The sequence below is a fragment of the Paenibacillus sp. FSL M7-0656 genome (assembly GCF_038003225.1).
In the GTDB taxonomy this organism is placed as follows: domain Bacteria; phylum Bacillota; class Bacilli; order Paenibacillales; family Paenibacillaceae; genus Paenibacillus; species Paenibacillus amylolyticus.
In genome coordinates this window covers 4,866,087-4,888,431 of record NZ_JBBOOT010000001.1, presented here as the reverse complement: position 1 = coordinate 4,888,431, position 22,345 = coordinate 4,866,087, and the positions used below count along the sequence as shown (strand labels likewise).

Genomic DNA, 22,345 nt, shown 5'->3' with positions numbered 1-22,345 from the left:
TTCTCACCCCTTTCTCGACTTGAAAGCTGCAGCCCTTAACATCATTCTGCTCTGCGGGAATAGACAATCCCTATAATCAATAAGGAATATTGTGCAATGACGAGACCGCCTGCAACCGCATATGTATTGAAGTACTGCGGAAAGCGCATCGATATGAATATACCGAGCACAGCGAATGCCGCTCTTGTCAAAAATCCCAAGTTGACACGCTTCAAGTTACCTTCTGCCGCATCATCAGACATTTTCCTTACTTTGTAGCCCAGGTAAAATGCATTGATCCAGCTAACTCCTGTACCCAGGGCCAGTCCCAAAGCAATTGTCTCCACACGTGGCATAAAGGCCGCTGCGAGAAAACAAATCATAAGAAAGTACATGACGAAAACAGTCATCGATCTGCGGTATCTGGTTAGTTCACTCATCACTTTCCCCCATGATTTTTTTCGCGATAAAGTAGATGCTTACACCGCCTGCCGCAAGAAAAAAGAGAACGCTTACGGCGATCCATATTCCGTTACCTCCGATGGTCTTGTCCAACCAGGAGCCAGCGTAATATCCGGCAACAGCGAGAATGGCAATCTCGATCCCAAAAGCTGTCACGAGTCCCATCGCTTTCCATACATTATCGTCATGGTTACGGGATGAATTTGGTTTGTTCGAATCGGCCATTTTCCACGCCACCCTTGCAATCCCAGTTAATTTTACTGAATGATGAGAGCCTTTGTCAATTGAATGATTTTAGCGTTTTAAAGGGGGAAACGACGGGAATACAGACCCTCAAAGCCCATAAACCCGCGTAAACCGTACAGTTTAACTGTATGCTTGCCCTTTATAAATCCGTCAGAAAAAATGTATTATTTTTTGAATTTTCTGTGAAATGATTCCGGACGCTCACCATTTACACCGAAATGATGCAAAATCGCATTGACAATTCTTTCCGAAGCATGTCCATCACCGTATGGATTGGCAGCCTGGCTCATGCTTGCATACAGGGTTTTGTCTGTAAGCAGAGCTCTGGTCCGTTCATACACACGTTCCTCTTCGGTACCTACCAATTCCAGCGTTCCGGCTTCAATACCTTCCGGGCGTTCTGTTGTATCGCGCAATACGAGCACAGGCACACCAAACGAAGGTGCTTCTTCCTGCAAACCGCCTGAATCGGTCAAAATCAAGTGAGTGTGCGGGTAAAAGTTATGCAAATCCACCACGTCTAGTGGATCAATTAATTGAATACGGGGATGATTCCCCAAGATCGCGTGAGCCGGCTCCTTCACAGCAGGACTTGGATGCACCGGGTACACGATGGCAATATCTTCGAATTCGTCGGCAATCCGTTTGACGGCCTGGAAAATGTTGCGGTGAGGCTCGCCTTGAGATTCACGGCGATGAGCTGTCATCAGCACAAGGCGTTTGCCTTGGGCCCAATCAAGTACCGGGTGTGTGTAGTCCTCCCGTACAGTATATTGAAACACATCTGTTACCGTGTTGCCTGTGACGTACGTACTAGACTCCGATTTATTTTCTTTGGCAAGATTGGAAGAAGACCAATCCGTAGGTGCAAAGTGTAGATCAGCCAGTACTCCCGTCAGCTGACGGTTCATCTCTTCCGGATATGGAGACAGCTTGTTCCACGTCCGCAGCCCCGCTTCCACATGTCCTACCTGAATCTGTTGCAAGAATGCTGCATAGCTCGCTACAAAGGTAGTTAATGTATCCCCGTGAACCAGTACAATATCCGGCTTAGCTTCGGCTAACACTGGCTCCAGACCGCCAAGCACACGAATTGTGATTTCATTCAATGTCTGACGGTCCTTCATCACATCCAGATCATAATCGGGATGAATGTCGAAAACTTCAAGTACCTGATCCAACATCTGGCGATGCTGCGCAGTTACGCAAACAATAGATTCAATAGACTCAGGGTGTTTCTGCAATTCCAAAATAAGCGGAGCCATCTTGATGGCTTCCGGACGCACCCCGAAGATCGTCATGACTTTAATTTTGTTAGACATTCGAGCAAGCCTCTTTTCTACTCCGCATGCAATATGCTTATTTAGTGCCGTATAGACGGTCTCCTGCATCTCCAAGCCCTGGAACGATATAACCATGATCATCTAGACGGTCGTCCAATGCTGCTACATAGATGTCCACATCGGGATGTGCATCTTGCACAGCTTTTACACCTTCCGGTGCTGCAACCAGGTTCATCATTTTGATTTGGGTACAGCCACGTTTTTTGAGCACGTCAATAGCTGCAATTGCCGAACCACCGGTTGCCAGCATCGGATCAATTACAATCAATTGACGCTCTGTTACGTCTGTAGGCAGTTTGGTGTAGTATTCTACCGGTTGCAGTGTTTCCGGGTCACGGAACAGACCAACATGTCCAACTTTTGCCGCTGGCAACAATTTCACAACGCCATCCAGCATTCCGAGTCCTGCGCGCAGAATCGGCACCAGTCCGAGCATACGTCCAGAGATGACTTTACCTTGTGTTGCAGCTACAGGTGTCTGTACATCAATCGTTTCCAATTCAACATCTCTTGTAATCTCATAAGCCATCAACGTTGCTACTTCATCCACCAATTCACGAAAATCTTTCGTATTCGTACGCATGTCGCGTATAAACGTCAGTTTGTGTTGAATCAAAGGGTGATCACATATTACTAATTTTCCCATCTAATTTGTCCCTCCGGTAAGTTCTTCATGTTCAGCATTTCCAAATATACCTAGCCACCATTCATGGGCTCGATAAATCCTGTATATTATATCATCACCAACAACGAATTACACCATCAAAGGGCACCCAATCATTACAGATTACCGAATCCTATAAAAAACAGGACCGGAAAATGATCCATCCGGTCCTGTTTTGCTCTTGCTGTTATGTCGTTGAGTATGTTCAAAAACGTGTAAACACTAATGGTGCTCCGCAAACCGAATGACCTTCCGATCGCTGTTATCCCCAGATTTCTTTGATCCAATTATAATTGTTGAAATCTGGGGATAAAGGCGAGCGCTACGCTTCTTCAGGTTCTTTCGGTTTGCTCCGCCTGCGTGTGTACATTAAGAACACTCAAATACAAACACCATTAGCAAAGTTTTTTAGTATTTAAGATCTGTATAGAGCGGGAATTGGTCTGTCAGTGCAGTCACTTCTGCACGGGCTTCATCCAGCTTCGCTGTATCTTTTGGATTTTTCAGCGTTTTGGCAATGATCTTACCGATCGCTACCATAGCTTCTTCGTTCATGCCACGGGAAGTTGCAGCAGGTGTACCAATTCGAATACCACTCGTTACAAACGGGCTTGTAGGGTCGAATGGAATTGCATTTTTGTTCACGGTAATACCGATGGAATCAAGCACATGCTCAGCTTCCTTACCTGTGATGTTCACACTGCGTGTGTCGATCAGCATCAAGTGGTTATCTGTACCACCAGATACGATGTTCAGTCCTTCAGCGATCAGCGTTTCAGCCAGAACCTGTGCGTTTTTCACGACATTCTCAGCATACGTTTTGAACGATGGTTGCAAAGCTTCACCGAATGCTACCGCTTTGGAAGCGATCACGTGCATCAGAGGTCCACCTTGGGAACCAGGGAATACGGCTTTATCAATCGCTGCTGCCCATGCTTTGCGGCACAGAATCATACCACCACGAGGTCCACGCAGCGTTTTGTGTGTAGTTGTTGTAACGAAATGCGCATGTGGAACCGGGTTTGGATGCAAACCAGCAGCAACCAGTCCTGCGATGTGAGCCATGTCCACCATGAACAAAGCGCCTACATCATTGGCGATGGAAGCCAGCTTTTCAAAATCAATGGTACGCGGATATGCACTTGCACCTGCAACGATCAGACGAGGGCGGTGTTTGAAAGCCGCTTTGCGTACTTCATCATAATCAATCAGGAATGTATCTTCCTGTACGCCGTATGCTACAAAGTTGTACAGCAAACCAGATGCGTTAACCGGGCTACCGTGTGTGAGGTGTCCACCATGGGCAAGGTTCATACCAAGTACAGTATCACCAGGTTTCAACGCTGCAAGATAAACTGCCATGTTCGCTTGTGCACCGGAGTGAGGTTGAACATTCACGTGTTCTGCTCCGAACAATTCTTTTGCACGATCACGCGCGATGTCTTCAACGATGTCCACATGCTCACAACCGCCATAGTAACGTTTACCTGGATATCCTTCAGCGTACTTGTTGGTCAGAACAGATCCCATTGCTTCGATTACTGCTTCACTTACGATGTTCTCGGATGCGATCAGTTCGATGTTGTTCTGTTGACGTTTCAGTTCAAGATTCATCGCTTCCAGTACTGCCGGGTCATTCTTGCGCAATTGTTCCATGATTAAATTCCTCCCAGTTATAAGTGAAGTTATAAAGTGAAACTAATGTTTACACGAAAACGGCGAGTGCAACACCAATCTGAAGAAACGAAGTGGTCGCCTTTATCACCGGATTTCCCCTTTTAAATAGGGAATTAAAAAATCTGGGGATAACAGCGATCGGAAGATGGTGATGCAATCAAAGTCAGGAGTGTAACCCAATTAGTCTCGCTTTATATGTTAGTCACAAAATGTCGAATCTGGTTGTTCTTCCATACGATACACCGCGCGTTCGCCGCCAATCAACTTCGGACGGGTCAACGCTGTGGTTACACGAGCATCTCCAACATAGCGAAGCGCTGTACGATAGGGTACGGCTACATGCCGGAGATGCATCCCAATCATCGTCTCCCCAATGTCCAGTCCCGCATGGGCCTGCACATGTTCAGCCAGGCATGGATCGGTCAGCGAACGATATGCTGCGGATGCCATTGAACCTCCGGCCTTGGGCACGGGTACTGCACCAACCTCGGTCAATCCAAGTCGAGTAAGCACAGAACGTTCCATTACCAGTGCACGGTTCAGATGCTCACAACATTGGAATACCGTGTCAAAACCGAACTCTTCCTGCACCTCGCGTATACCCGCAAGAAGCTGCTGCGCCACTTCAATGGCACCACTCGTACCAATCCGAGCGCCTGCGACTTCACTTGTGCTTGTACCGATCACAACGATCTGTCCTGGCCCAAGCTGTCCGGCAAGCGCCAGTTCATGCAGAATAGACGCGGTCTGTTCCTGCAATCCGGGTTGTTCCGAATCTAACTCTATAGTCATCCTATTATCGCCTCCCGATAAAATCATGCCCGCTGTCTCTTGGTTGTCCTTCGTATTCTTGCACGGCATCTCAGGTACTATTATAGCGAATAATCAGATGAAAGACGAAAAAAAGAGCAGTCTGCGGGTAACGCAGAATTGCTCTTTTGCCCAGGCGACCGGCCGTTTGTTCCGGTGCTCCATCGTGGTTATGCCCACTTCGTCGCCAGTTACACCGGATCCCTGTTTTCCCCTTCATCATAAAACAACCCGCGGCTAAAATCAACGGTTAATTTACATCACGTGTCCTATTTCTATAACCTGCCTCGCGGGATCAGAATTATCCCAGCTTATCCAAAAGCCGGTCCAATGCCGTCCGAATCTCAGCTGCAGCTATATTGTAATCATCACGACTTCCCCCAAACGGATCGGAGATGTCGAAACTTGGAATTCGTTGTCTAATCTCAATGGCTCGCTCACGCTCCGATGCCAGGATCTCTTGGCCAAGGGCACGTTTCATCTCAAGCGTTGCAAATAGGCTGTCCAACTCCTGAACATCACTTAATACCTGTTCATCATCCTCCACATATTCTTTCAATGTATAGGTTTTGTGGACTGAATCGGGAAAAACCTGCATGACATGTTGCTTATGACTCCGTGTTAATGTAAGTACCAGATCGGCCCAACCTACCAGGTTAGAGCTAAGCTGTGTGGAATAAGGTGGACCTTCAACGTTATGATCTCTCAAAACCGCTTCAGCGTGTCGGGAGATCGGCATACCCGACGTTGCTGCCACACCTGCGGAGCGAACCTCTACCTGAATGCCACGCTCCGATGCCAGTTTTCGCAAAAGCCCCTCTGCCATGGGGCTGCGGCACGTATTTCCTGTACACACGAATAAAATATGTTTCATTGTGTTAGCCTCCCCATTTTACATATGATGCGAATGATATGATATCTCAAGTTTTATTCTAAAATATAAACAAAAGTCCAAACGCAAGCAAGATTGCGCCACCAATTGCTTCGCCGTAATCCCCGAGATTCTGGCTCACCCGACGGCCTAATAGCAGACCCATAACCGACATCACCCCGCCACACACACCGAAAGCAAGTACAGTTAAGATCAGATCACTGCTGAACATCCCTAAGGATACGCCAACGGAGAATGAATCCACACTTACGCTGAGGGAGAACAAAACAACGCCGAGCAGGGAACGGTGGTCCACCAGCTTTGTATCGCCTTCACGGAATGCATTCAGAATCATATGAGCACCCAGCAAAACAAGCAATCCACCTGCCGCATACGTTGTAATGTCACCGAGCAGGGAGCTGACGTATTTGCCCATATACATGCCGATGAGCGGCATGATGATATGAAATAGCGCCGTTACAATACTGATTCGCAATACATCCCGCAGCCGAACGCCCTTCATGCCAATTCCGATCCCGAGTGAGAACGCATCGAGGCCAAGCGCAATAGCCATGATCAAAATGGTTACCAACTGCCCTACATGGGCAGACACATCCCACATCCCCATACCCCCAAGTCACGTAAAGGTTCTTGTACACGATATGCGGACAAGGACCTAAACATGACCGATGAAAGGCAAACGGCGACGGATCTCTGGTCAGATGCTGGCTTTATAGAATCTTGATTTTGTTTTGGAAAAAGAGTGATTCCTCTCCTGACTGTATGATCAGGAGAGGTTATGAGGGTTGCTGGTTGCCAACTTGTATGAGTTGGTTCCCCGCAGCCTTGAGCAGCCGATTCATGACGGCTGCTCCCAGCCCTTCGCGTGAGCAGGCTTCAGCCACAATATATGTGGCGCCTTGCTCATCGCAACTGCGCAGCGCGGCGTATAGCCGGCGCGCTGCTTCTTCCAGCTCGCTGGCGTCACCCAGCGAGAACACGGCATCGGCGCGGTACTGCTCCGCGTGCTCGGCGAACGCCAGCACAGCGGTGCGCTCTCCGCGCTGCGCCGCCTCTGCGAGGGCGGCGCTGATCCAGGCCGCCACCGCTGCGGGCGGCCCCTCTACCACGCACAGCGCCCCTGCGGGTGCGTAGTGCGTGTACTTCATGCCCGGCGAGCGCGGCGCCGGGCTACCCACGCCATCGGCCCCCTCCGCGAGCAGCGCGGGGTCCGTGGCGACACGGGCGGCAACGGCGGACAGTTGTTCCGCCGTAATGCCGCCAGGGCGTAGGATGGTGACGGTACCGTCGTCACCGACCTGCACAACCGTGGACTCGACGCCTACCCCGGTGGGGCCGCCGTCCACGATGCCGCCGATGCGGCCATCCAGATCCTCGCGCACATGAGACGCGAGTGTCGGGCTTGGCCGCCCGGAACGGTTGGCGCTTGGCGCAGCCACAGGGCATGCCGCCGCCGCGATCAACTGCAAGGCCACCGGGTGGTCCGGCATGCGCACGGCCACCGTGTCCAGACCGGCGGTGACACGCGGGGACACCGCCCCCGGCCTAACCGGCAGCACCAGCGTCAATGGTCCCGGCCAGAAGGCCGCCATCAGCGCTTCCGCCGTTTCATTCACTTCCGTGACCAGCGCATCCAACTGGTCACGGTGCGCGATATGCACAATCAGTGGATTGTCAGAAGGTCGGCCTTTGGCGACAAATACAGCCTCCACGGCTGCTGTGCTACGCGCATCGGCACCCAAGCCATAGACCGTCTCGGTCGGAAAGGCCACCGTCTGACCTTGACGAATGCGTGCTGCGGCAGCCTGCAAGTCGGCGAGCGCCTGTTGATCGGCGCTCCCCTTTTTCACATCCAATAATTCAATATTACCCAATCCGTGATCGTTCTCAGCGCTCACCAAGACGCGTACATCCCACATCTCAGTGACCAGCTCTGCCGGAGCTTTCATATCACGTTCTTCTCTACCATCCCTCATCTCAGAGGTGTGTTGCACTGGTTCGTTTTCTCTGCTCATATATCATCATTCCTAAACTTCAAGTAGGTTAGTTCATATCCGTATTTAATATAAGAGGTTGTTCAAAAACTACGCTTTTGATTACGATAGATGCCTAGCGGCATCATCAACGTCGAATATGAAATTCAGCCGAAATAAGCGGGAGGCTTACGAAGTATGTTTCCGAAGGAAACATTTTGGTTGCTCACGTAATTTCCCTACGCTCCGCTACTCCATTTCTAGCTTCATTCCATCTTCTTGGTACTGAAAACCAGACTTTTTGAACACGCACTATAAGTAATTATAACATACCTGTCCCAACTCGGATGCCCTTCATACTTCGCTCGGAATTTCACCACTAATTCATATTAAAAGGGCAGCTCCCTGAATCGAAGTCGCCCTCTACTGTATTATAAATACGTTGTTATGCGAACAAACTAGTCACCCAACTCCACAGTTTCACAGCCATATCCCACAGAAAGAATCTCGCTTCCGGTGTGTCTCCCTGCACAGATGCTTCTGCATCTCCTGGTTCAGCCGCTGCGGCTGATACCGTTGAAGGTTTCGCCAGTGCATCCCCGGTCCCTGCATCAATGAAACACAACGGCGGGAACAACACACACCACCAGTTCTGACCTTTTCCTTCGCCCAGCGTAATCCGAACCGCTTCATAATCTCCGGCAGGATACACAGTGCCACCATATAGTTTGGTCGGGAACGGAACGGAACCCAGCTCCACCTGATACTCATAATTTAAACCGCGACTGGCCAACTCTTCTCCTACTCTATTCTCAATCTCGGACAAATGCTCACGAATCACCTTGCGCGCTTCATCCAGACTTTGCGGATTCTCCAGTTCGGCTACCCACTCGCCCATCTGAGCAACGACAGCATCCCGAATCTCGCGTTTCACCAATTGATCTCCCGGTGCATCCGAGTTTGCTAGAATACGCAAGCGAATCGATTGTTCCGGAATTGCTGTGGCCGCCACAGCTGCATCCGTTTTCTGACCTTCCCACATCATGATAATCATCATAAGACATACAATAATAAGTCCAATTTGCTTTACAATTCTTCTGCTCATTCCGTTCTCCCCCTCGGCTCTCTGATCACGCTACCTGCAACTCTCTCATGTCTATCAGTATGCCCGGTAGAGACGGAAGTAAACCTAGCATTTGCAATAAATCTACTAGAGGTTGTTCACAAGCCCACTTTAATTACAAAGGGTGCCTAGCTCCATCATCAACGTTGAATATGAGATTCAGCCGAAATAAGCGGGAGGCTTACGGAGTATGTTTACCAAAGAACCATTTTGATTGCTCACGTAGTTTATCCTACGCTCCACTACTCCATTTCTAACCTCATCCCATCTTCTCGGTACTGAAAACCCAACTATTTGAACACGTACTACTAGAATGTGTGTTTAAACCCAGGCAAGTTATACGAAGACAGAATGTCAGCGTCCAAGAAGCCTTGAAGACTGTACTGGCTGACCCTAGGCGAATGACTCTCGCGAGTGACCAGTCGATGTTCTAAAGAACCGAGGACGTCTTATTTGCCCTTCAGGCATCCTTTTGAAATTGTAAGGAACATGAGGCACGTTATTTCCCAAAGTTATCTGATCAACACGCTACAAAAGGCTGTTTATGCTGATATAACGTGTCTCAGATTCCTTAGTTTTCTCCAGACACTTCAAATCCCCGAATAAGACGTGTGTGGTTCGTTAGCTCCTAACACCACCTAACTCTTAACTCCTAACAGCTGGCACCTGAAGCTCCACACAATGCTCAACACTCTATTCCCAACTCTTTCAGGTGCGCCTCAGCCTACAGCAGGCTCGAAGACACCTATGCATGCTTCTCTCATCTATCATTCACACTTTTTCACCCATCATGTTAAAAAGGCTGATCCGCACCTGGTTACAGGGCAAATCAACCTCTTCATTCCTATGAACGATCACGTTATACGTCCCACCGCTTTACTTTTCACCTACACCGACTCAACAGTTACACAGCACTTTTTTCTTTCTTGAGCATATTCCGTAAACGTTCCGATAACCGGGGTTGCTGCTCTCCCATCAGAAGTTCATCCTCCTCTTCTTGCCCGTACAACTTAATGCTCATGACTACACCGATGCAAGCCATATTAATAAGCAAAGAGGTACCGCCGTAACTGATGAACGGTAACGTAATACCTGTGAGTGGCATCAGTCCGAGGAACGCCCCCACGTTCTCAAACACCTGATACAACAACATTCCGATAATACCTACAATGATGACGGGTCCCGCGCGATCTCTGCATGCCAGAGCAATCAGCACCATGCGGTGGATCAGGATAAAGTACAACAGAATCAGTACGGATGCACCAACAAACCCAAACTCCTCTGCGATCACGACAAAAATGGAATCAGAATACGTATAGGGGACTCGTCCACTCTGAACGGATGTTCCTTGCAAATAACCTTTGCCGATGATGCCCCCTGAACCGATCGCTAAACCTGCATTTTTCGTATGCCAGGAAGCTTTGGAGGTAGCCTCCTCCGGTACAAGCCAGGGATCAATCCGCTCCGCCCAATGCTCACGTTTTATCTTTTCAAGAAAAGTGAAAACTTCACCATGGTAGAAGGTATAGGCTTTGACAAAACCAAAGAACGCCACTCCCACAATCGCCAGTGCAATCAATGCGTGCTTCAGCCTCATATTTCCGATCCAGAATACCGCAGCCAAAATCACCACATACCCCAGCGCATTCCCCAAATCATTCTGAGCCATAACCAGGGCAAACGGAATAAACGCCCAACAGCCAATCGGCACAATATCTCTCCAAAATTTCAGTGTGCCTCGTTGTCTCTTCACGATCAAATGGGCGAGAAACAGAATCAGAATCATCTTGAACAGCTCTGCCGGTTGAAAAGAAAAGTTCTCGCCCAGCTTCAGCCAACCGTTGGCGTTATTGATTGAACTTCCCAGGACATTGGCCAGGATCAGTAGTATGATCCCCAAGCCATACAAATAAAACGCATATTTCACGTATAACTTGTAATTCACAAGCCCGATCACAAGCAGCGCAATGAACCCGGCCACATAGAAATACATCGTTTTGACATGATGATTCGCCAGATTGGCATCTGTCTGCGTTCCGCTATAAATCGCAAATACACTAATAATCATGAGCAACAGCATTACAAAAAGAATCACACCGTCCATCTTTTTCAACATTCTCAACATGGCTCTGTCCATCCCCCTGAAATCTAGCATTCTATGATTTCCAATTGAACTCAATATTACCATTGTATATAATTGGATAATAAAATGGAAATCAGGGTCGTTTCAGGTTAAAAAACGAACTATTTAACGGCCTGAATTACGCCGTAAAAACAATAAAAACCCCAAAACATCCACCCAATGTAACTTGGGTTGGTCTGTTCCAGGGTTCTATAGTTATCTAGCTTATATACATAAATCTGACGTGCTATTTCACGGTTTGACTCAGAAACGTTATTGCTCCTGCTGGGATGGCTTGCGTCTTAGCAATTTCCTCACCAGATCTGTAATACTCGGTTGTTCCGCAGAGCCAAGAATATCCTCATTCTCTTCCGTGTGGACCTTAATACTCATCACAAGACCCATGCTGATCATGTTGATCATAATGGAGGTACCACCCGAACTGATAAACGGCAGCGTAATTCCTGTCAACGGCATCAGACCAATGAATGGACCAATATTAACAAAGATCTGGTAAAGCAGCATCGCTATGATCCCAACAATGAGATAAGGCCCCGCGCGATCCTTACACTCCAGTGCAATCAGCACCAGCCTGTGAATCAGGATAAAGTACAGGAGAAGCAGTACCGAGGCACCGATGAAACCAAATTCTTCCCCAATCTGCACAAAGATGGAGTCAGCATAGGCCAGCGGCACCCGATTTGACTGAATCGTTGTGCCTTCCATATAACCTTTGCCTGTAATCCCACCAGAACCAATCGCAAGCTTTGCATTATACGTCTGCCAGAGTACATCTCTTGAGGTCAGCTCTGGTACAAGCCAAGGGTCAAAACGATCCGCCCAGTGCGAACGTCCAATGTCATTCAGAAATTTAACAATCTCATCATGGTAATGAATATACGCCTGTGTACCACCGATAAAAGCAGCCACTGCGATCATAAAGCCAATGAGGGCATGCGTAAATTTAATGTTACCAATCCACAGTAGGCCCACAAGAATGACTATATAGCTTAACGCATTTCCCAAGTCATTTTGAAGCAATACGAGTAGTAACGGCGGCAGAACACAGAGCGAAATCGGAATAACGTCACGTCCAAAATAGAGCGGACGGTTCTTCTTTCGGGCCAAAAAGGCCGATAAAAACACAATCAGGCATAACTTGAACAATTCAGCAGGCTGCAAACTGACCCCGAAGATGGACAGCCAACCTTTTGCACCATAATACTCCTTACCAAAGAACATAACGAATATGAGCAGGAGCATCCCCACGCCATAGATATATAAATAATTTTTGATTATGAATTTATAGTTGATCATCGACATCGCAAAAAAGACTACGAAGCCCAAAATATAAAAGATCACTGCGCTTTTCGGGAGTCCCTCCAGCTTTGGACGACCAAACGTTGTACTGTAAATCGATAAAATACTGATACCCATCAGAATAACGAGTATAAAGACAATAGAATAGTCTATTTTTTTAAATTTGTGTAGCATGTAATTATGTTCCCCCAAGCATTCAGAAATCTTCGGTATATCTCATTGTAGAGGATTTCACGGCAAAAAGAAAACCCGCAGAACCTTACATTTTCGTCACCTGTTCCGAAGTACGAACACCCAGGACATGCCGCTCGATTCCGGCAAGGTCCGGTACAATGATAATTTCCGGCCAATGTCCCGCCGATTCAAGCAGAGCTGCGATGTCGCGAGCCTGCCCTTGGCCCAGCTCAAAACCAATGATCTGCGGCGGCGCAGGCAACAGCGCCAACTGCTCCAGCATGATACGGTACGGTGCAAGCCCGTCCGGACCGCCGTCCAATGCCATGCGCGGCTCATGATCGCGCACCTCTTGCTGTAACCCGGCGATATCAGCCGCCGGGATGTATGGCGGGTTGGACACCAGGATGTCCACCCGTGCCCCGGCGAACGGGGCCAGCAGATCGCCTTCACGGAAGTCGATCTGTACCCCGTTCGCGGCCGCGTTCCGCGCGGCCACTTGCAGGGCAGCCGCCGAGAGATCCCCGGCGCCAACCTGCCAGCGCGGGCGCAGTGAAGCCATCGTCACCGCGATGGCGCCACTGCCCGTGCCGATATCAACGGCGAGCGGAGCGCCGTCGGGAAACACGCGGTCGGCTTCGCGTAGCACAGCCTCGACCAACAGCTCGGTCTCCGGCCGCGGAATCAGCACGGCCGGCGTGACCTCGAACGGCAGCCCATAAAATTCCTGGCTGCCGATAATGTATTGCGCCGGCTCACCCGCAGCCTTGCGCGTGACGGCGTCCTCCCAGCGGCTGCGATGCTCGCTGGGAAAAGGCTCCGGCTGCATCATGTAATACGCGGCGCCATAAACGCCGAGTACATGTTCCAACAGCAACCGGGCATTGTTTTGCGGCTCGTACACGCCGCACTTCTCCAAAAAAGAGGAAGCCTCAACGAAGGCTTCCCGACAGCTCTGTTCCGGCGTCATGACAAACTGCGCGCGGGTCACAGATTATTCTCCTCTATCCATCAACTCGGTCTGCTGAGCAATCGTCAGTGCAGACAAGATATCTTCAATCTCCCCGTTCATGATCTGATCCAGCTTGTGCATCGTCAGGCCGATACGGTGATCCGTCACACGGCTTTGCGGGAAGTTGTACGTACGAATACGCTCACTGCGGTCGCCCGTTCCCACTTTGCTCTTCCGCTCAACAGAGATCTTTGCTTCCTCTTCCATACGTTTCATATCGAAGATACGTGTACGCAGAACCTGCAACGCTTTTTCCTTGTTGGAGTTCTGTGATTTTCCATCCTGACATGTCGCCACGATTCCCGTTGGAACGTGCGTTACCCGTACTGCGGATTTCGTGGTATTAACCGATTGTCCACCGGCACCACTGGAACAGAACGTATCAACACGGATGTCTTTATCATGAATTTCGATATCAAAATCTTCGGCTTCAGGCATAACCGCAACCGTTGAAGTTGACGTATGAATACGTCCGCCGGACTCAGTTGTTGGAATACGCTGCACACGGTGTGCGCCACTTTCGTATTTCATTTTGCTATAAGCGCCGCGTCCGTTGATCAGGAAAACAACCTCTTTGAACCCACCGAGATCATTTGTGTTAACGTCCATCAGTTCTACACGCCAGCCTTGTGCATCTGCATAACGTGTGTACATCCGATACAGATCTGCTGCAAACAACGCTGCCTCATCTCCACCAGCTGCTCCGCGAATCTCAACAATAACGTTTTTGTCGTCATTCGGATCTTTTGGCAACATAAGCACACGAATCAATTCGTCCAGTTCCTTCTGGCGAGTGCTCAGTTCGTCAATTTCCATTTTGACCATTTCGCGCATCTCATCATCCAGTTTCTCACCCTGCATTTCCTTCGCAGCTTCGAGATCCTGACTTACCTGTTTGTATTCATTGTACGCTTCATAAGTCGGTTGCAGATCGGATTGTTCTTTGGAGTATTCCCGCAACTTTTTGTTGTCACTTGCCACATCCGGGTCACACAAAAGCTCGCTCAACTTGTCATAACGGTCGGCTAACGCCTGTAATTTATCCAACATGTATAGTCACCTCACACATTATTTTGTCCATGCAAATATCGTTTTTAATAATTATTTCGGTTTCATTATTCATAACATCTATAATCTATATTCCACAACGCACAGGATTCTCACCGAATCCCCTGACCGCAGCATGTATTCACATTCCTGTATGATCGACGTATAACATCGCTACAACGTCATCAAATCCTTTACTTTTAAAGTGAAATCAAGAAATCGCGTACCCTGTATGAAACTCGCTTAAGCTCATCTGTTACAGCGCGAATTTTAACGTGGTATACGACTCTTAATTATAGCATATTCTTATGGTTCTGAATAGTAACTGTTCCGCATGCGGATGAACTAATTTTCAGTTCTGCAAAATACAAAATGAAATTATTGTTCGATGTTGTTCCGAAATGTAAAATAAACAAAAGCCACGATGCGCTAACATCGTGACTTCTCTAAACAAAGGCCGGTGGGCGACCACGGCGAATTTCAATCAAACGAATGAAAAACCACCGGATTGCAAGGCGACCAACCTAATCCCGGTGGTTTTTCTTGTTCCTCATCTGCAAAACTCTAAGTCAAAGACCCCACGAACTTCACGAGAAGGTCGCAGGGTCATGTTATTAAATCTACATATAAAGGTGTAACAACCTATACGTTGAAACGGAAGTGCATAACGTCACCGTCATTTACAACGTACTCTTTACCCTCAAGACGAAGTTGTCCGCGCTCTTTGGCACCGTTCATGGAACCCGCTGCAACCAGATCGTCATAAGAAACAACTTCTGCACGGATGAATCCACGTTCGAAGTCGGTGTGAATGACTCCCGCTGCGCCAGGCGCTTTGGTACCTTTACGGATTGTCCACGCACGAACTTCCTGCACACCTGCTGTGAAGTATGTGTACAGACCGAGCAATTTGTAAGCCGCTTTGATCAACAGGTTCAGACCGGAATCCTCGATACCGAGTTCTTCCAGGAACATTTGTTTATCTTCGCCTTCCAGCTCAGAAATCTCTTCTTCAACCTTTGCACTGATCGGCACCACTTCTGCGTTTTCAGCAGCTGCGAATTCTCTTACTTTTTGCACGTAAGCATTGTTCGCCACGTCGCCGATTTCGTCCTCAGCTACATTGGCTGCGTACAGAACAGGCTTCAGGGTAAGCAAGTGCAGATCGCGCACGATCAGAAGCTCATCATCCGTAAGTTCCATGCTGCGTGCCGGCTTGTCATCGTACAGAACAGCCTTCACTCTCTCCAATATTTCTACTTCTTGAGAGGCAGTCTTGTTGCCGCCCTTCATGTTTTTCTTGGAGCGATCGATTTTCTTCTCAACACTCTCGATATCGGCCAGGATCAGCTCCAGATTGATTGTCTGGATGTCGCTTACCGGGTCAATTTTGCCATCGACGTGTGTAATGTTCTCATCTACAAAGCAACGTACCACGTGTACAATCGCATCTACTTCACGGATGTGGGCAAGGAACTTGTTACCCAGACCTTCGCCTTTGCTCGCACCGCGAACAAGACCAGCGATATCTACAAACTCAAACGCCGTTGGTACTGTTTTCTTAGGTACAACGAGTTCTGTCAGTTTGTCCAAACGCTCATCTGGTACTTCAACGATCCCCACGTTAGGGTCAATTGTACAGAACGGATAGTTTGCCGATTCGGCACCTGCTTGTGTAATTGCGTTAAACAACGTAGATTTTCCGACGTTCGGAAGCCCTACAATTCCTGCTTTCAAAGCCATGTATATGACAACTCCTCATTGATTACTTGTTCGGTATGGATAATCCTATACATTATATATGACAAACCTCAAGGCATCAAGGAACTTCGCCAATTCGACTAGAGTCCCATACGCTTCCCGAAATCCCCGGTTACTGCGGATAATTCGTTTTGCGCAGATCTTAAGTTTGGCCTAGATTATCCGTTTTTAGATTTACCCTCTGATTTCCTTGTACATCGTCAGGTCCGTTACCTCATATCCCATCTTGCGATACAGGCTGCTCGCCCGCACATTATGTCCAAACACATGCAAACCAATGCGATCCACGCCAAGACTCAAGGCGATCTGTTCAAGCGCCTGCATTGTCTCTGTTCCGTATCCCTTACCGCGGTGTGCTTCTTCAACCACAATATCCAGCAAAAAGGCATCTTTTCCACGACGATTATCCGTGATGTTAAACCAGATATACCCTACATTGCCGTCCACAGGATGCACCAGATTGTAGAGATACGCTCCGGGTGTGTCCAAGCCTTCTGGCAGATAACGTTCATAAGATTCCTCCGCCAGTTGCTGTGCCTCTTCCTCCGCCCAGGTACCTGCTTCTACTTTTTCTTCTGCAAAATCCTTAATCGATCGAATGCGAAAACTCGCATAATCTTCCTGATTCATTGGAGAAAGTTCCAAGTTATTCCCCTCCTTATTAAGAGTGATCTTAATTATGTATGATCTCCGTGCAATCTTTTTTTTGCACTACTATATCGTATTGTATCCTGTTCTCTCGCTTAGCGCATGAAGTTATTCTGATGATACGGTTTTCAATTTTTATATTTATCCATTTTAATCAAAACTTTTGATCTCTTCTTATCGTTTATACCTCATAGGAAAGGAGTGGATCATATTGAACACACGTCGCCGATTCTCCAAAAAGAAAATGATTATCTTATCCGCTATCATACTCGGAATCGCCATAGTCGCTTTTATGAGCTTTCTGAATGCAGTGGATCCCTTTCGCCACTTAAGGATCACGATCTACAATCAGTCCGACTATGACCTCACCCATATTCAGGCTAGTCTAGTTCAAGGCGAAAACTCATTTAACAACAATGAGAGTGGCTCCATCTACGTATTGAAAAAAGATATTCCCAGCGGAGCAAACGTGAAATTCGCCCCGCCGCTGAAACGTTCCGGGGAGGGGGCCGTCTCCTTGGCGTTTACGGACAGCCGCGGAAAAACCTATAACAAAACAGTTTGCGGTTATACCGAATACTTGTCCGGCAATTCCTACGTCACTGTAACCAATGAGAATGTCACCGTGAAAGATGAATGTATGTAATAGCGATACTTCGCTCTGTGGACTTATGTTAAAATATAGGGGCGAGCGACCCGCCAAAGTTTCTCGCCCAAAGTCGATTGAATTATTCAATCGGCTTATTTATTTTAACCTGATTGTATTGATTAATTAGATCATCCAGGACCATAGATTGCTGTATAACATGAGGATGAAGCAGATCTCCATAGTCCACCTTGAGTTGATAGAGCTTTTGTCTCGCTGCTTCGATCTGCAACTTGAGCTCACCACAATCCATATTCACCCCTCCCTGTTGTAACATTCTAGTCCATTCTGCTAATTAGTAGGAAAGAAAACGAACTCCAACACATTCAGTTTAATCATCGTATTCAGCCATGTTGTTTGTTGTTGGGTATCAGTGCTAACAAATTTCCTCAAAAACAAAGCATAAAGCATCCAAATGCAAAAAAGCTCCCTTCGAAGTAGACGGATTAATCCAGTCGACTTGAGAGAGCATCTCATATTTATAGAACGTCTTTTTAGAAATGTTTGTTAACTTCCAAGTCCATGACTGTTCGTTGTCATTTTGACAGCCGGTTGTTGTCCAGTATCTAACTGAATTGTTACTGGAACAGACATTATTACAACGACAATACTACAAATCGCTATAAGCGAAACTAATTTTTTTCTCATTGAGATTTTGCACCTCACCGATTAGATTTTGGTACTGCAAAGTCACTGTATCAGACGCATTCCTTCGATATTTTTCAAATATCCCGACACATTTAAGCATAGATAAACCGCTGTTAATTTCAAGAGAAAAGAATAAACCGTCCAATAACACTTTGAAACCTTTCTCATAATCTTTTCTCTTTAAATAATATTCACTTAATCCCAATAACAAACGAACGTAACGATCACCTGTAAGTTGACTGCTAATCTTTCCAATTCGGCTACCCTGTTCCTGATACAGCACAAATGATTCATATTGGTTAAGAACATAATCAATATCCAAGTGAAATTGATTAGCTGCAACCACAATCTCACATAAAGCTGGGAACACTTCATTTTCTTTGTTTGAAATATACTCCAGATATTCAGGCAGCACATGCAATTGTCCATCTCTCAACATATACATAAAACGATTCGCTTCAGCCCATTCCTGGAATTGCTGCATCACAATTTGTTCAGCTTGACTAGGGGATGCGACCCAACTATGGTCAATATACTGTGTGACATAATTGAGGGCTACCTTGTAATCCTCAAGATAAAAACAGGCACTTCCCATCACTAAATAAGAGTACAAAATATAAAATATAATCTCTTTTTTGATTTCTCTTGGCTTCATGTTGCCATGCAACTCATAATGAATGGTTGCTTTTACTTTCAGTTTCTCACCCAATTCCAACAACTTGTCCCATCGGCGTAACGAAGCATACACATTAATCAAATCGTTCAATCCATCCAGCTGGTAGTGTTCATCAAGCCGATCTACAAAAAACTCAAACTGCGTAGCAAGTGTAAGATTGCTCAACTGATCCTTGGAAAGCCCGATTGTGAACAAACGATACTGACTTAGAGCCAACCGTTCAGAATGTTGCATTTTCTCACCCTCGGCTACACATACATACAAGGGCTTGGCCGCTTCTAACTTCCCTTCACGATATAACTGTTCAGCCAACTCGAACAAAAGCGGTGCATAGGAAAGATTATCCATAATTAGATTAACGGCTTCTTCCATATAATCGACCTTACCGAGTTCGGCACAACGGTATAAAAAAGGCCCCAGTCTTCGCCAATCCGGACTTGTATGTACAAAACACTCATGTATGTATAATTCATAGAAGTAACCCTCTGTTAAACCCATCCCGGCAGTTAGTCGATCCAACTGCTGCATGCCAATGGTACGCAGCCCGTTCAGCGTACCACTCAACGTCCCTGAGTTGATTCCCGATATCTCAGAGAATTGATTGAGTGTCATATGGTTCGTTTTTAAGTAGTCTGCTAAATGATCACGTATTGTGGCTACTGATTTCAAAGGTACACCACCTTTCCAATCGAAATTAAGCAATGGTCAATAAAATAATACTATATTTTTGAATTTAATGTCAATATTTTACTTGTAAATTATTTACTTTTATTTAAATTCAACATATCTATTATCACATTAAAAAAGCCGAACAATAATACGCTCGGCTAGTTAGCATTTTATTATTATTTGCTGACTATAAGCATCTGAGACAGAAAGACATCTGTTGTTGAAAGAAAAAAGACATTTGGAAAATACTTAGCCAGCTTCTTCATCTCTGTACTATCCATGACCTCTTCTTCCCTCCAACCCACACAATAACATATAAAATAAGGAGCTAAGGCTAGTTGTAGCTGAACAAATTCAATAAATTGCATTTCTTGTTGAGTAACTTCTAAATCACAGATTTCTGATGTATTCGGCCTATACTGGTAAGTGACATAAGGAGTGTGAATCAATGCTTGCCCTCTTACCCTACTTAAAAAGAACAAAATAAATGGATTTAAGCGCCCCTCCGTATACAACGTATGATAGCCATCGTATACTTTCTTCATCGAATCTGGATTTGATAAAGTAATCTGAATATGAACCTTCCCGTTTTTGTATGCAACTCGTAGAGAGTCGAAAAGCGTAAGTAGCTTCATGACCAGTTTTTCATTTAATTGACCTTCTAACTCTGGATAGTGTAGTTCTCCTACATATTTAGGTTGGTTGGTCCCCGCTCGAAGTTCACCCTGATAGATCATATAGAATTGGAACAAGGCAAACTGTATATCCACATTAGACAAAATAACTTCTTTTAAATCCTGCTTTTCAAATACAATTTCGTTAAATGCCACTCCACTATCTAAAATTTTTCTAACTACTATCATGTTTTCTTGAATAGAATAAACCTCTTGCTTCAATACTTCTTCATGCTCTGGATCACTATACAAGGTATTGAGACCACCGCTATCTATTTTAAAAAGAGTTTTTTCAATCATATCAATTGACTCCTTACAAAAATATAGTTTTTTAAGCAAAAGGCGTGTAGCTATCGCCACACGCCGAATATATAATACTTGTACTAGAATTAGAAATAATGTTCCCAATCAAAGAATACATCAGCATTCGACCAACCGCCGGTTAATTTCACAGTCGCGTATCCTTCAACCAAAATCAGGCTAGTGTCAAAATTAATTTTGATATCACTTTCCTCAGTAATATTCACAGTTTTAAGAGGCAAGAAATTGATATAATTAATATTCATTCTTACTCCTTCTGCATTAGTAGCTGCTGCAGCATATCCTTTTACACTACTGATCCATGTGGCAATATCGCCGCCTTCAACCCATATCTTTAAGTATACTTCAATATGACCAGTAACTCCATTTTTTTGATAATATGTGTATGTAGGCTGGGTTCTAACTTTAGCTACCTGGACAGCTTGAGGAGAAACATTATCTGTCGAGATATTATCTGATTGTCTATACACTTCCACGTCTATCGGCTCAATAGATTCAATCTTTTTTATGATTCTATCGGCCTCTTCTTGACTGCTTACTTCAATAGAGGCAATAGGCTGTTGAGAAGAGCCTTCAGTTATTGCTCGCTGTAGGTTTTCTTCCGTAATTACTTTGATCGAATCTGCATTAACACTATCTGCTGATACAAATGCAGTTCCAAACAAGCTTGCTACAAGCAATAAAGCTGATAACATGACCATAAATCTTTTCACCATTTCAATTCCTCCAATTCCTATTTTGAGATATATTTACATTTTAAATATAGCTTATTTGCATTCATTTTGGTTAGTTTTCGACAAACCTTCCTAATAAGGCGACATAATATATTTTGGACGATCAGCTTTTGAATACAGCGAAAGGCAGGATTGGCTATTTGTATGAAAAATAAGATTGGTCTACACTTTAGATGCAACTAGCATCACTAAAAATACACTGGCTAGACAAGCAAAAGTTAGACCTGACCTTATCTATGATTTGTACGAAGGAAAAACGAAAAGGCTTGATTTAGATACCTTGAATAATATCGTGAACACTCTACGGGCACTGACAGGAAATGACTACACTCTTAACGATGTGTTAGAGTACATACCGGATGATGACAAGGGATAAAAAAACAAACTGGGCTGAGCATTGTCAATGAAGCCATCAAATTCTCACTTTCAAAGAGAAACACAAACAAACCGTCCATGTTTTACTTTGGACGGTTTGTTTGGCTTACTTCTGACTTCTGGTTATGTTACAACAAGCACAGATAAGGCGTTTTAAGGATTTGATAAGTCGCACTCCAAACGGAGTGCCACCCCGCAACCAACAAAAACAAGGGAGTGTTACTAAATATTTCAATCCACGAACTCCAAACGAAGTGCGACCCCCAGCCCGAAGAGATATAAGCCCAGGCTTTAGAATTTCAATCCACGCACTCCTTACGAAGTGCGACGCAGAGGGGTTCTTCGGAAC

At 46.1% G+C, this 22,345-nt stretch carries 22 protein-coding genes and 1 riboswitch; of the genes, 2 read left to right on the top strand and 20 right to left on the bottom strand.

Going from position 1 to position 22,345, the window contains the following annotated elements:
• Positions 1–41: 41 nt before the first annotated feature.
• From MHI01_RS21570 to MHI01_RS21495, 16 genes are all read right to left on the bottom strand, one after another.
• Positions 42–419, bottom strand: a complete 378-nt coding sequence (locus tag MHI01_RS21570) for an ATP synthase subunit I (protein ID WP_017691932.1) — start codon at positions 417–419, stop codon at positions 42–44.
• On the bottom strand, positions 412–666 hold the full coding sequence (locus tag MHI01_RS21565; RefSeq protein WP_017691931.1) for an AtpZ/AtpI family protein: 255 nt from the start codon (positions 664–666) through the stop codon (positions 412–414). Before MHI01_RS21565 ends, MHI01_RS21570 begins: the two co-directional genes overlap by 8 nt.
• 185 nt (positions 667–851) lie before the next feature.
• Complete coding sequence (gene wecB, locus MHI01_RS21560; protein ID WP_340984096.1) at positions 852–2,009, bottom strand: non-hydrolyzing UDP-N-acetylglucosamine 2-epimerase; 1,158 nt, start codon at positions 2,007–2,009, stop codon at positions 852–854.
• 37 nt (positions 2,010–2,046) lie between these two features.
• On the bottom strand, positions 2,047–2,676 hold the full coding sequence (gene upp, locus MHI01_RS21555; RefSeq protein WP_017691929.1) for a uracil phosphoribosyltransferase: 630 nt from the start codon (positions 2,674–2,676) through the stop codon (positions 2,047–2,049).
• 426 nt (positions 2,677–3,102) lie between these two features.
• On the bottom strand, positions 3,103–4,350 hold the full coding sequence (gene glyA / locus MHI01_RS21550; RefSeq protein WP_164783303.1) for a serine hydroxymethyltransferase: 1,248 nt from the start codon (positions 4,348–4,350) through the stop codon (positions 3,103–3,105).
• A gap of 219 nt (positions 4,351–4,569) precedes the next feature.
• Positions 4,570–5,163 (bottom strand): TIGR01440 family protein, encoded by a 594-nt coding sequence (locus tag MHI01_RS21545; protein ID WP_076254013.1) that lies wholly within the window; start codon positions 5,161–5,163, stop codon positions 4,570–4,572.
• A 141-nt stretch (positions 5,164–5,304) separates the two neighbouring features.
• A riboswitch (ZMP/ZTP riboswitch) is annotated at positions 5,305–5,386 on the bottom strand.
• Between the two features lie 96 nt (positions 5,387–5,482).
• Positions 5,483–6,055, bottom strand: a complete 573-nt coding sequence (locus tag MHI01_RS21540) for a low molecular weight protein arginine phosphatase (RefSeq protein WP_340984095.1) — start codon at positions 6,053–6,055, stop codon at positions 5,483–5,485.
• A 58-nt stretch (positions 6,056–6,113) separates the two neighbouring features.
• The gene (locus MHI01_RS21535) at positions 6,114–6,674 is read right to left on the bottom strand and encodes a manganese efflux pump MntP (RefSeq protein WP_340984094.1); all 561 of its coding nucleotides are present in this window, start codon (positions 6,672–6,674) and stop codon (positions 6,114–6,116) included.
• Positions 6,675–6,849: 175 nt separating this feature from the next.
• Entirely contained in the window at positions 6,850–8,022 is a 1,173-nt protein-coding gene (locus MHI01_RS21530; RefSeq protein WP_340984093.1) for an L-threonylcarbamoyladenylate synthase, read from the bottom strand.
• 469 nt (positions 8,023–8,491) lie between these two features.
• The gene (spoIIR, locus tag MHI01_RS21525; protein WP_282320069.1) at positions 8,492–9,151 is read right to left on the bottom strand and encodes a stage II sporulation protein R; all 660 of its coding nucleotides are present in this window, start codon (positions 9,149–9,151) and stop codon (positions 8,492–8,494) included.
• Between the two features lie 922 nt (positions 9,152–10,073).
• A complete protein-coding gene (locus MHI01_RS21520) occupies positions 10,074–11,294 on the bottom strand; it encodes an FtsW/RodA/SpoVE family cell cycle protein (RefSeq protein ID WP_282320068.1) in 1,221 nt (406 codons plus the stop codon).
• 270 nt (positions 11,295–11,564) lie between these two features.
• Positions 11,565–12,785 carry an FtsW/RodA/SpoVE family cell cycle protein gene (locus MHI01_RS21515; protein ID WP_340984092.1) on the bottom strand — a complete coding sequence of 407 codons (1,221 nt, stop codon included), beginning with the start codon at positions 12,783–12,785 and terminating at the stop codon, positions 11,565–11,567.
• A gap of 85 nt (positions 12,786–12,870) precedes the next feature.
• Positions 12,871–13,755 carry a peptide chain release factor N(5)-glutamine methyltransferase gene (gene prmC, locus MHI01_RS21510; RefSeq protein WP_082218880.1) on the bottom strand — a complete coding sequence of 295 codons (885 nt, stop codon included), beginning with the start codon at positions 13,753–13,755 and terminating at the stop codon, positions 12,871–12,873.
• Between the two features lie 24 nt (positions 13,756–13,779).
• Complete coding sequence (gene prfA / locus MHI01_RS21505; protein ID WP_017691918.1) at positions 13,780–14,847, bottom strand: peptide chain release factor 1; 1,068 nt, start codon at positions 14,845–14,847, stop codon at positions 13,780–13,782.
• Positions 14,848–15,486: 639 nt separating this feature from the next.
• Positions 15,487–16,587 (bottom strand): redox-regulated ATPase YchF, encoded by a 1,101-nt coding sequence (ychF, locus tag MHI01_RS21500; protein ID WP_127549029.1) that lies wholly within the window; start codon positions 16,585–16,587, stop codon positions 15,487–15,489.
• A 192-nt stretch (positions 16,588–16,779) separates the two neighbouring features.
• Positions 16,780–17,250 carry a GNAT family N-acetyltransferase gene (locus MHI01_RS21495; protein ID WP_255319856.1) on the bottom strand — a complete coding sequence of 157 codons (471 nt, stop codon included), beginning with the start codon at positions 17,248–17,250 and terminating at the stop codon, positions 16,780–16,782.
• Positions 17,251–17,464: 214 nt separating this feature from the next.
• On the opposite strand from MHI01_RS21495, the gene MHI01_RS21490 reads away from it, so the two are divergent.
• Positions 17,465–17,899, top strand: a complete 435-nt coding sequence (locus MHI01_RS21490; protein ID WP_340984091.1) for a hypothetical protein — start codon at positions 17,465–17,467, stop codon at positions 17,897–17,899.
• 82 nt (positions 17,900–17,981) lie between these two features.
• On the opposite strand, the gene MHI01_RS21485 is transcribed toward MHI01_RS21490, so the two are convergent.
• The 4 genes from MHI01_RS21485 to MHI01_RS21470 form a co-directional block, all read right to left on the bottom strand.
• Positions 17,982–18,152 carry an aspartyl-phosphate phosphatase Spo0E family protein gene (locus MHI01_RS21485; RefSeq protein ID WP_076209783.1) on the bottom strand — a complete coding sequence of 57 codons (171 nt, stop codon included), beginning with the start codon at positions 18,150–18,152 and terminating at the stop codon, positions 17,982–17,984.
• Positions 18,153–18,509: 357 nt separating this feature from the next.
• On the bottom strand, positions 18,510–19,892 hold the full coding sequence (locus tag MHI01_RS21480; protein WP_340984090.1) for a transcriptional regulator: 1,383 nt from the start codon (positions 19,890–19,892) through the stop codon (positions 18,510–18,512).
• A gap of 176 nt (positions 19,893–20,068) precedes the next feature.
• Complete coding sequence (locus tag MHI01_RS21475) at positions 20,069–20,866, bottom strand: hypothetical protein (protein ID WP_340984089.1); 798 nt, start codon at positions 20,864–20,866, stop codon at positions 20,069–20,071.
• A gap of 89 nt (positions 20,867–20,955) precedes the next feature.
• Positions 20,956–21,603 (bottom strand): hypothetical protein, encoded by a 648-nt coding sequence (locus tag MHI01_RS21470; protein WP_340984088.1) that lies wholly within the window; start codon positions 21,601–21,603, stop codon positions 20,956–20,958.
• Between the two features lie 175 nt (positions 21,604–21,778).
• On the opposite strand from MHI01_RS21470, the gene MHI01_RS21465 reads away from it, so the two are divergent.
• Positions 21,779–21,997 (top strand): helix-turn-helix domain-containing protein, encoded by a 219-nt coding sequence (locus tag MHI01_RS21465; RefSeq protein WP_340984087.1) that lies wholly within the window; start codon positions 21,779–21,781, stop codon positions 21,995–21,997.
• Positions 21,998–22,345 lie beyond the last annotated feature (348 nt).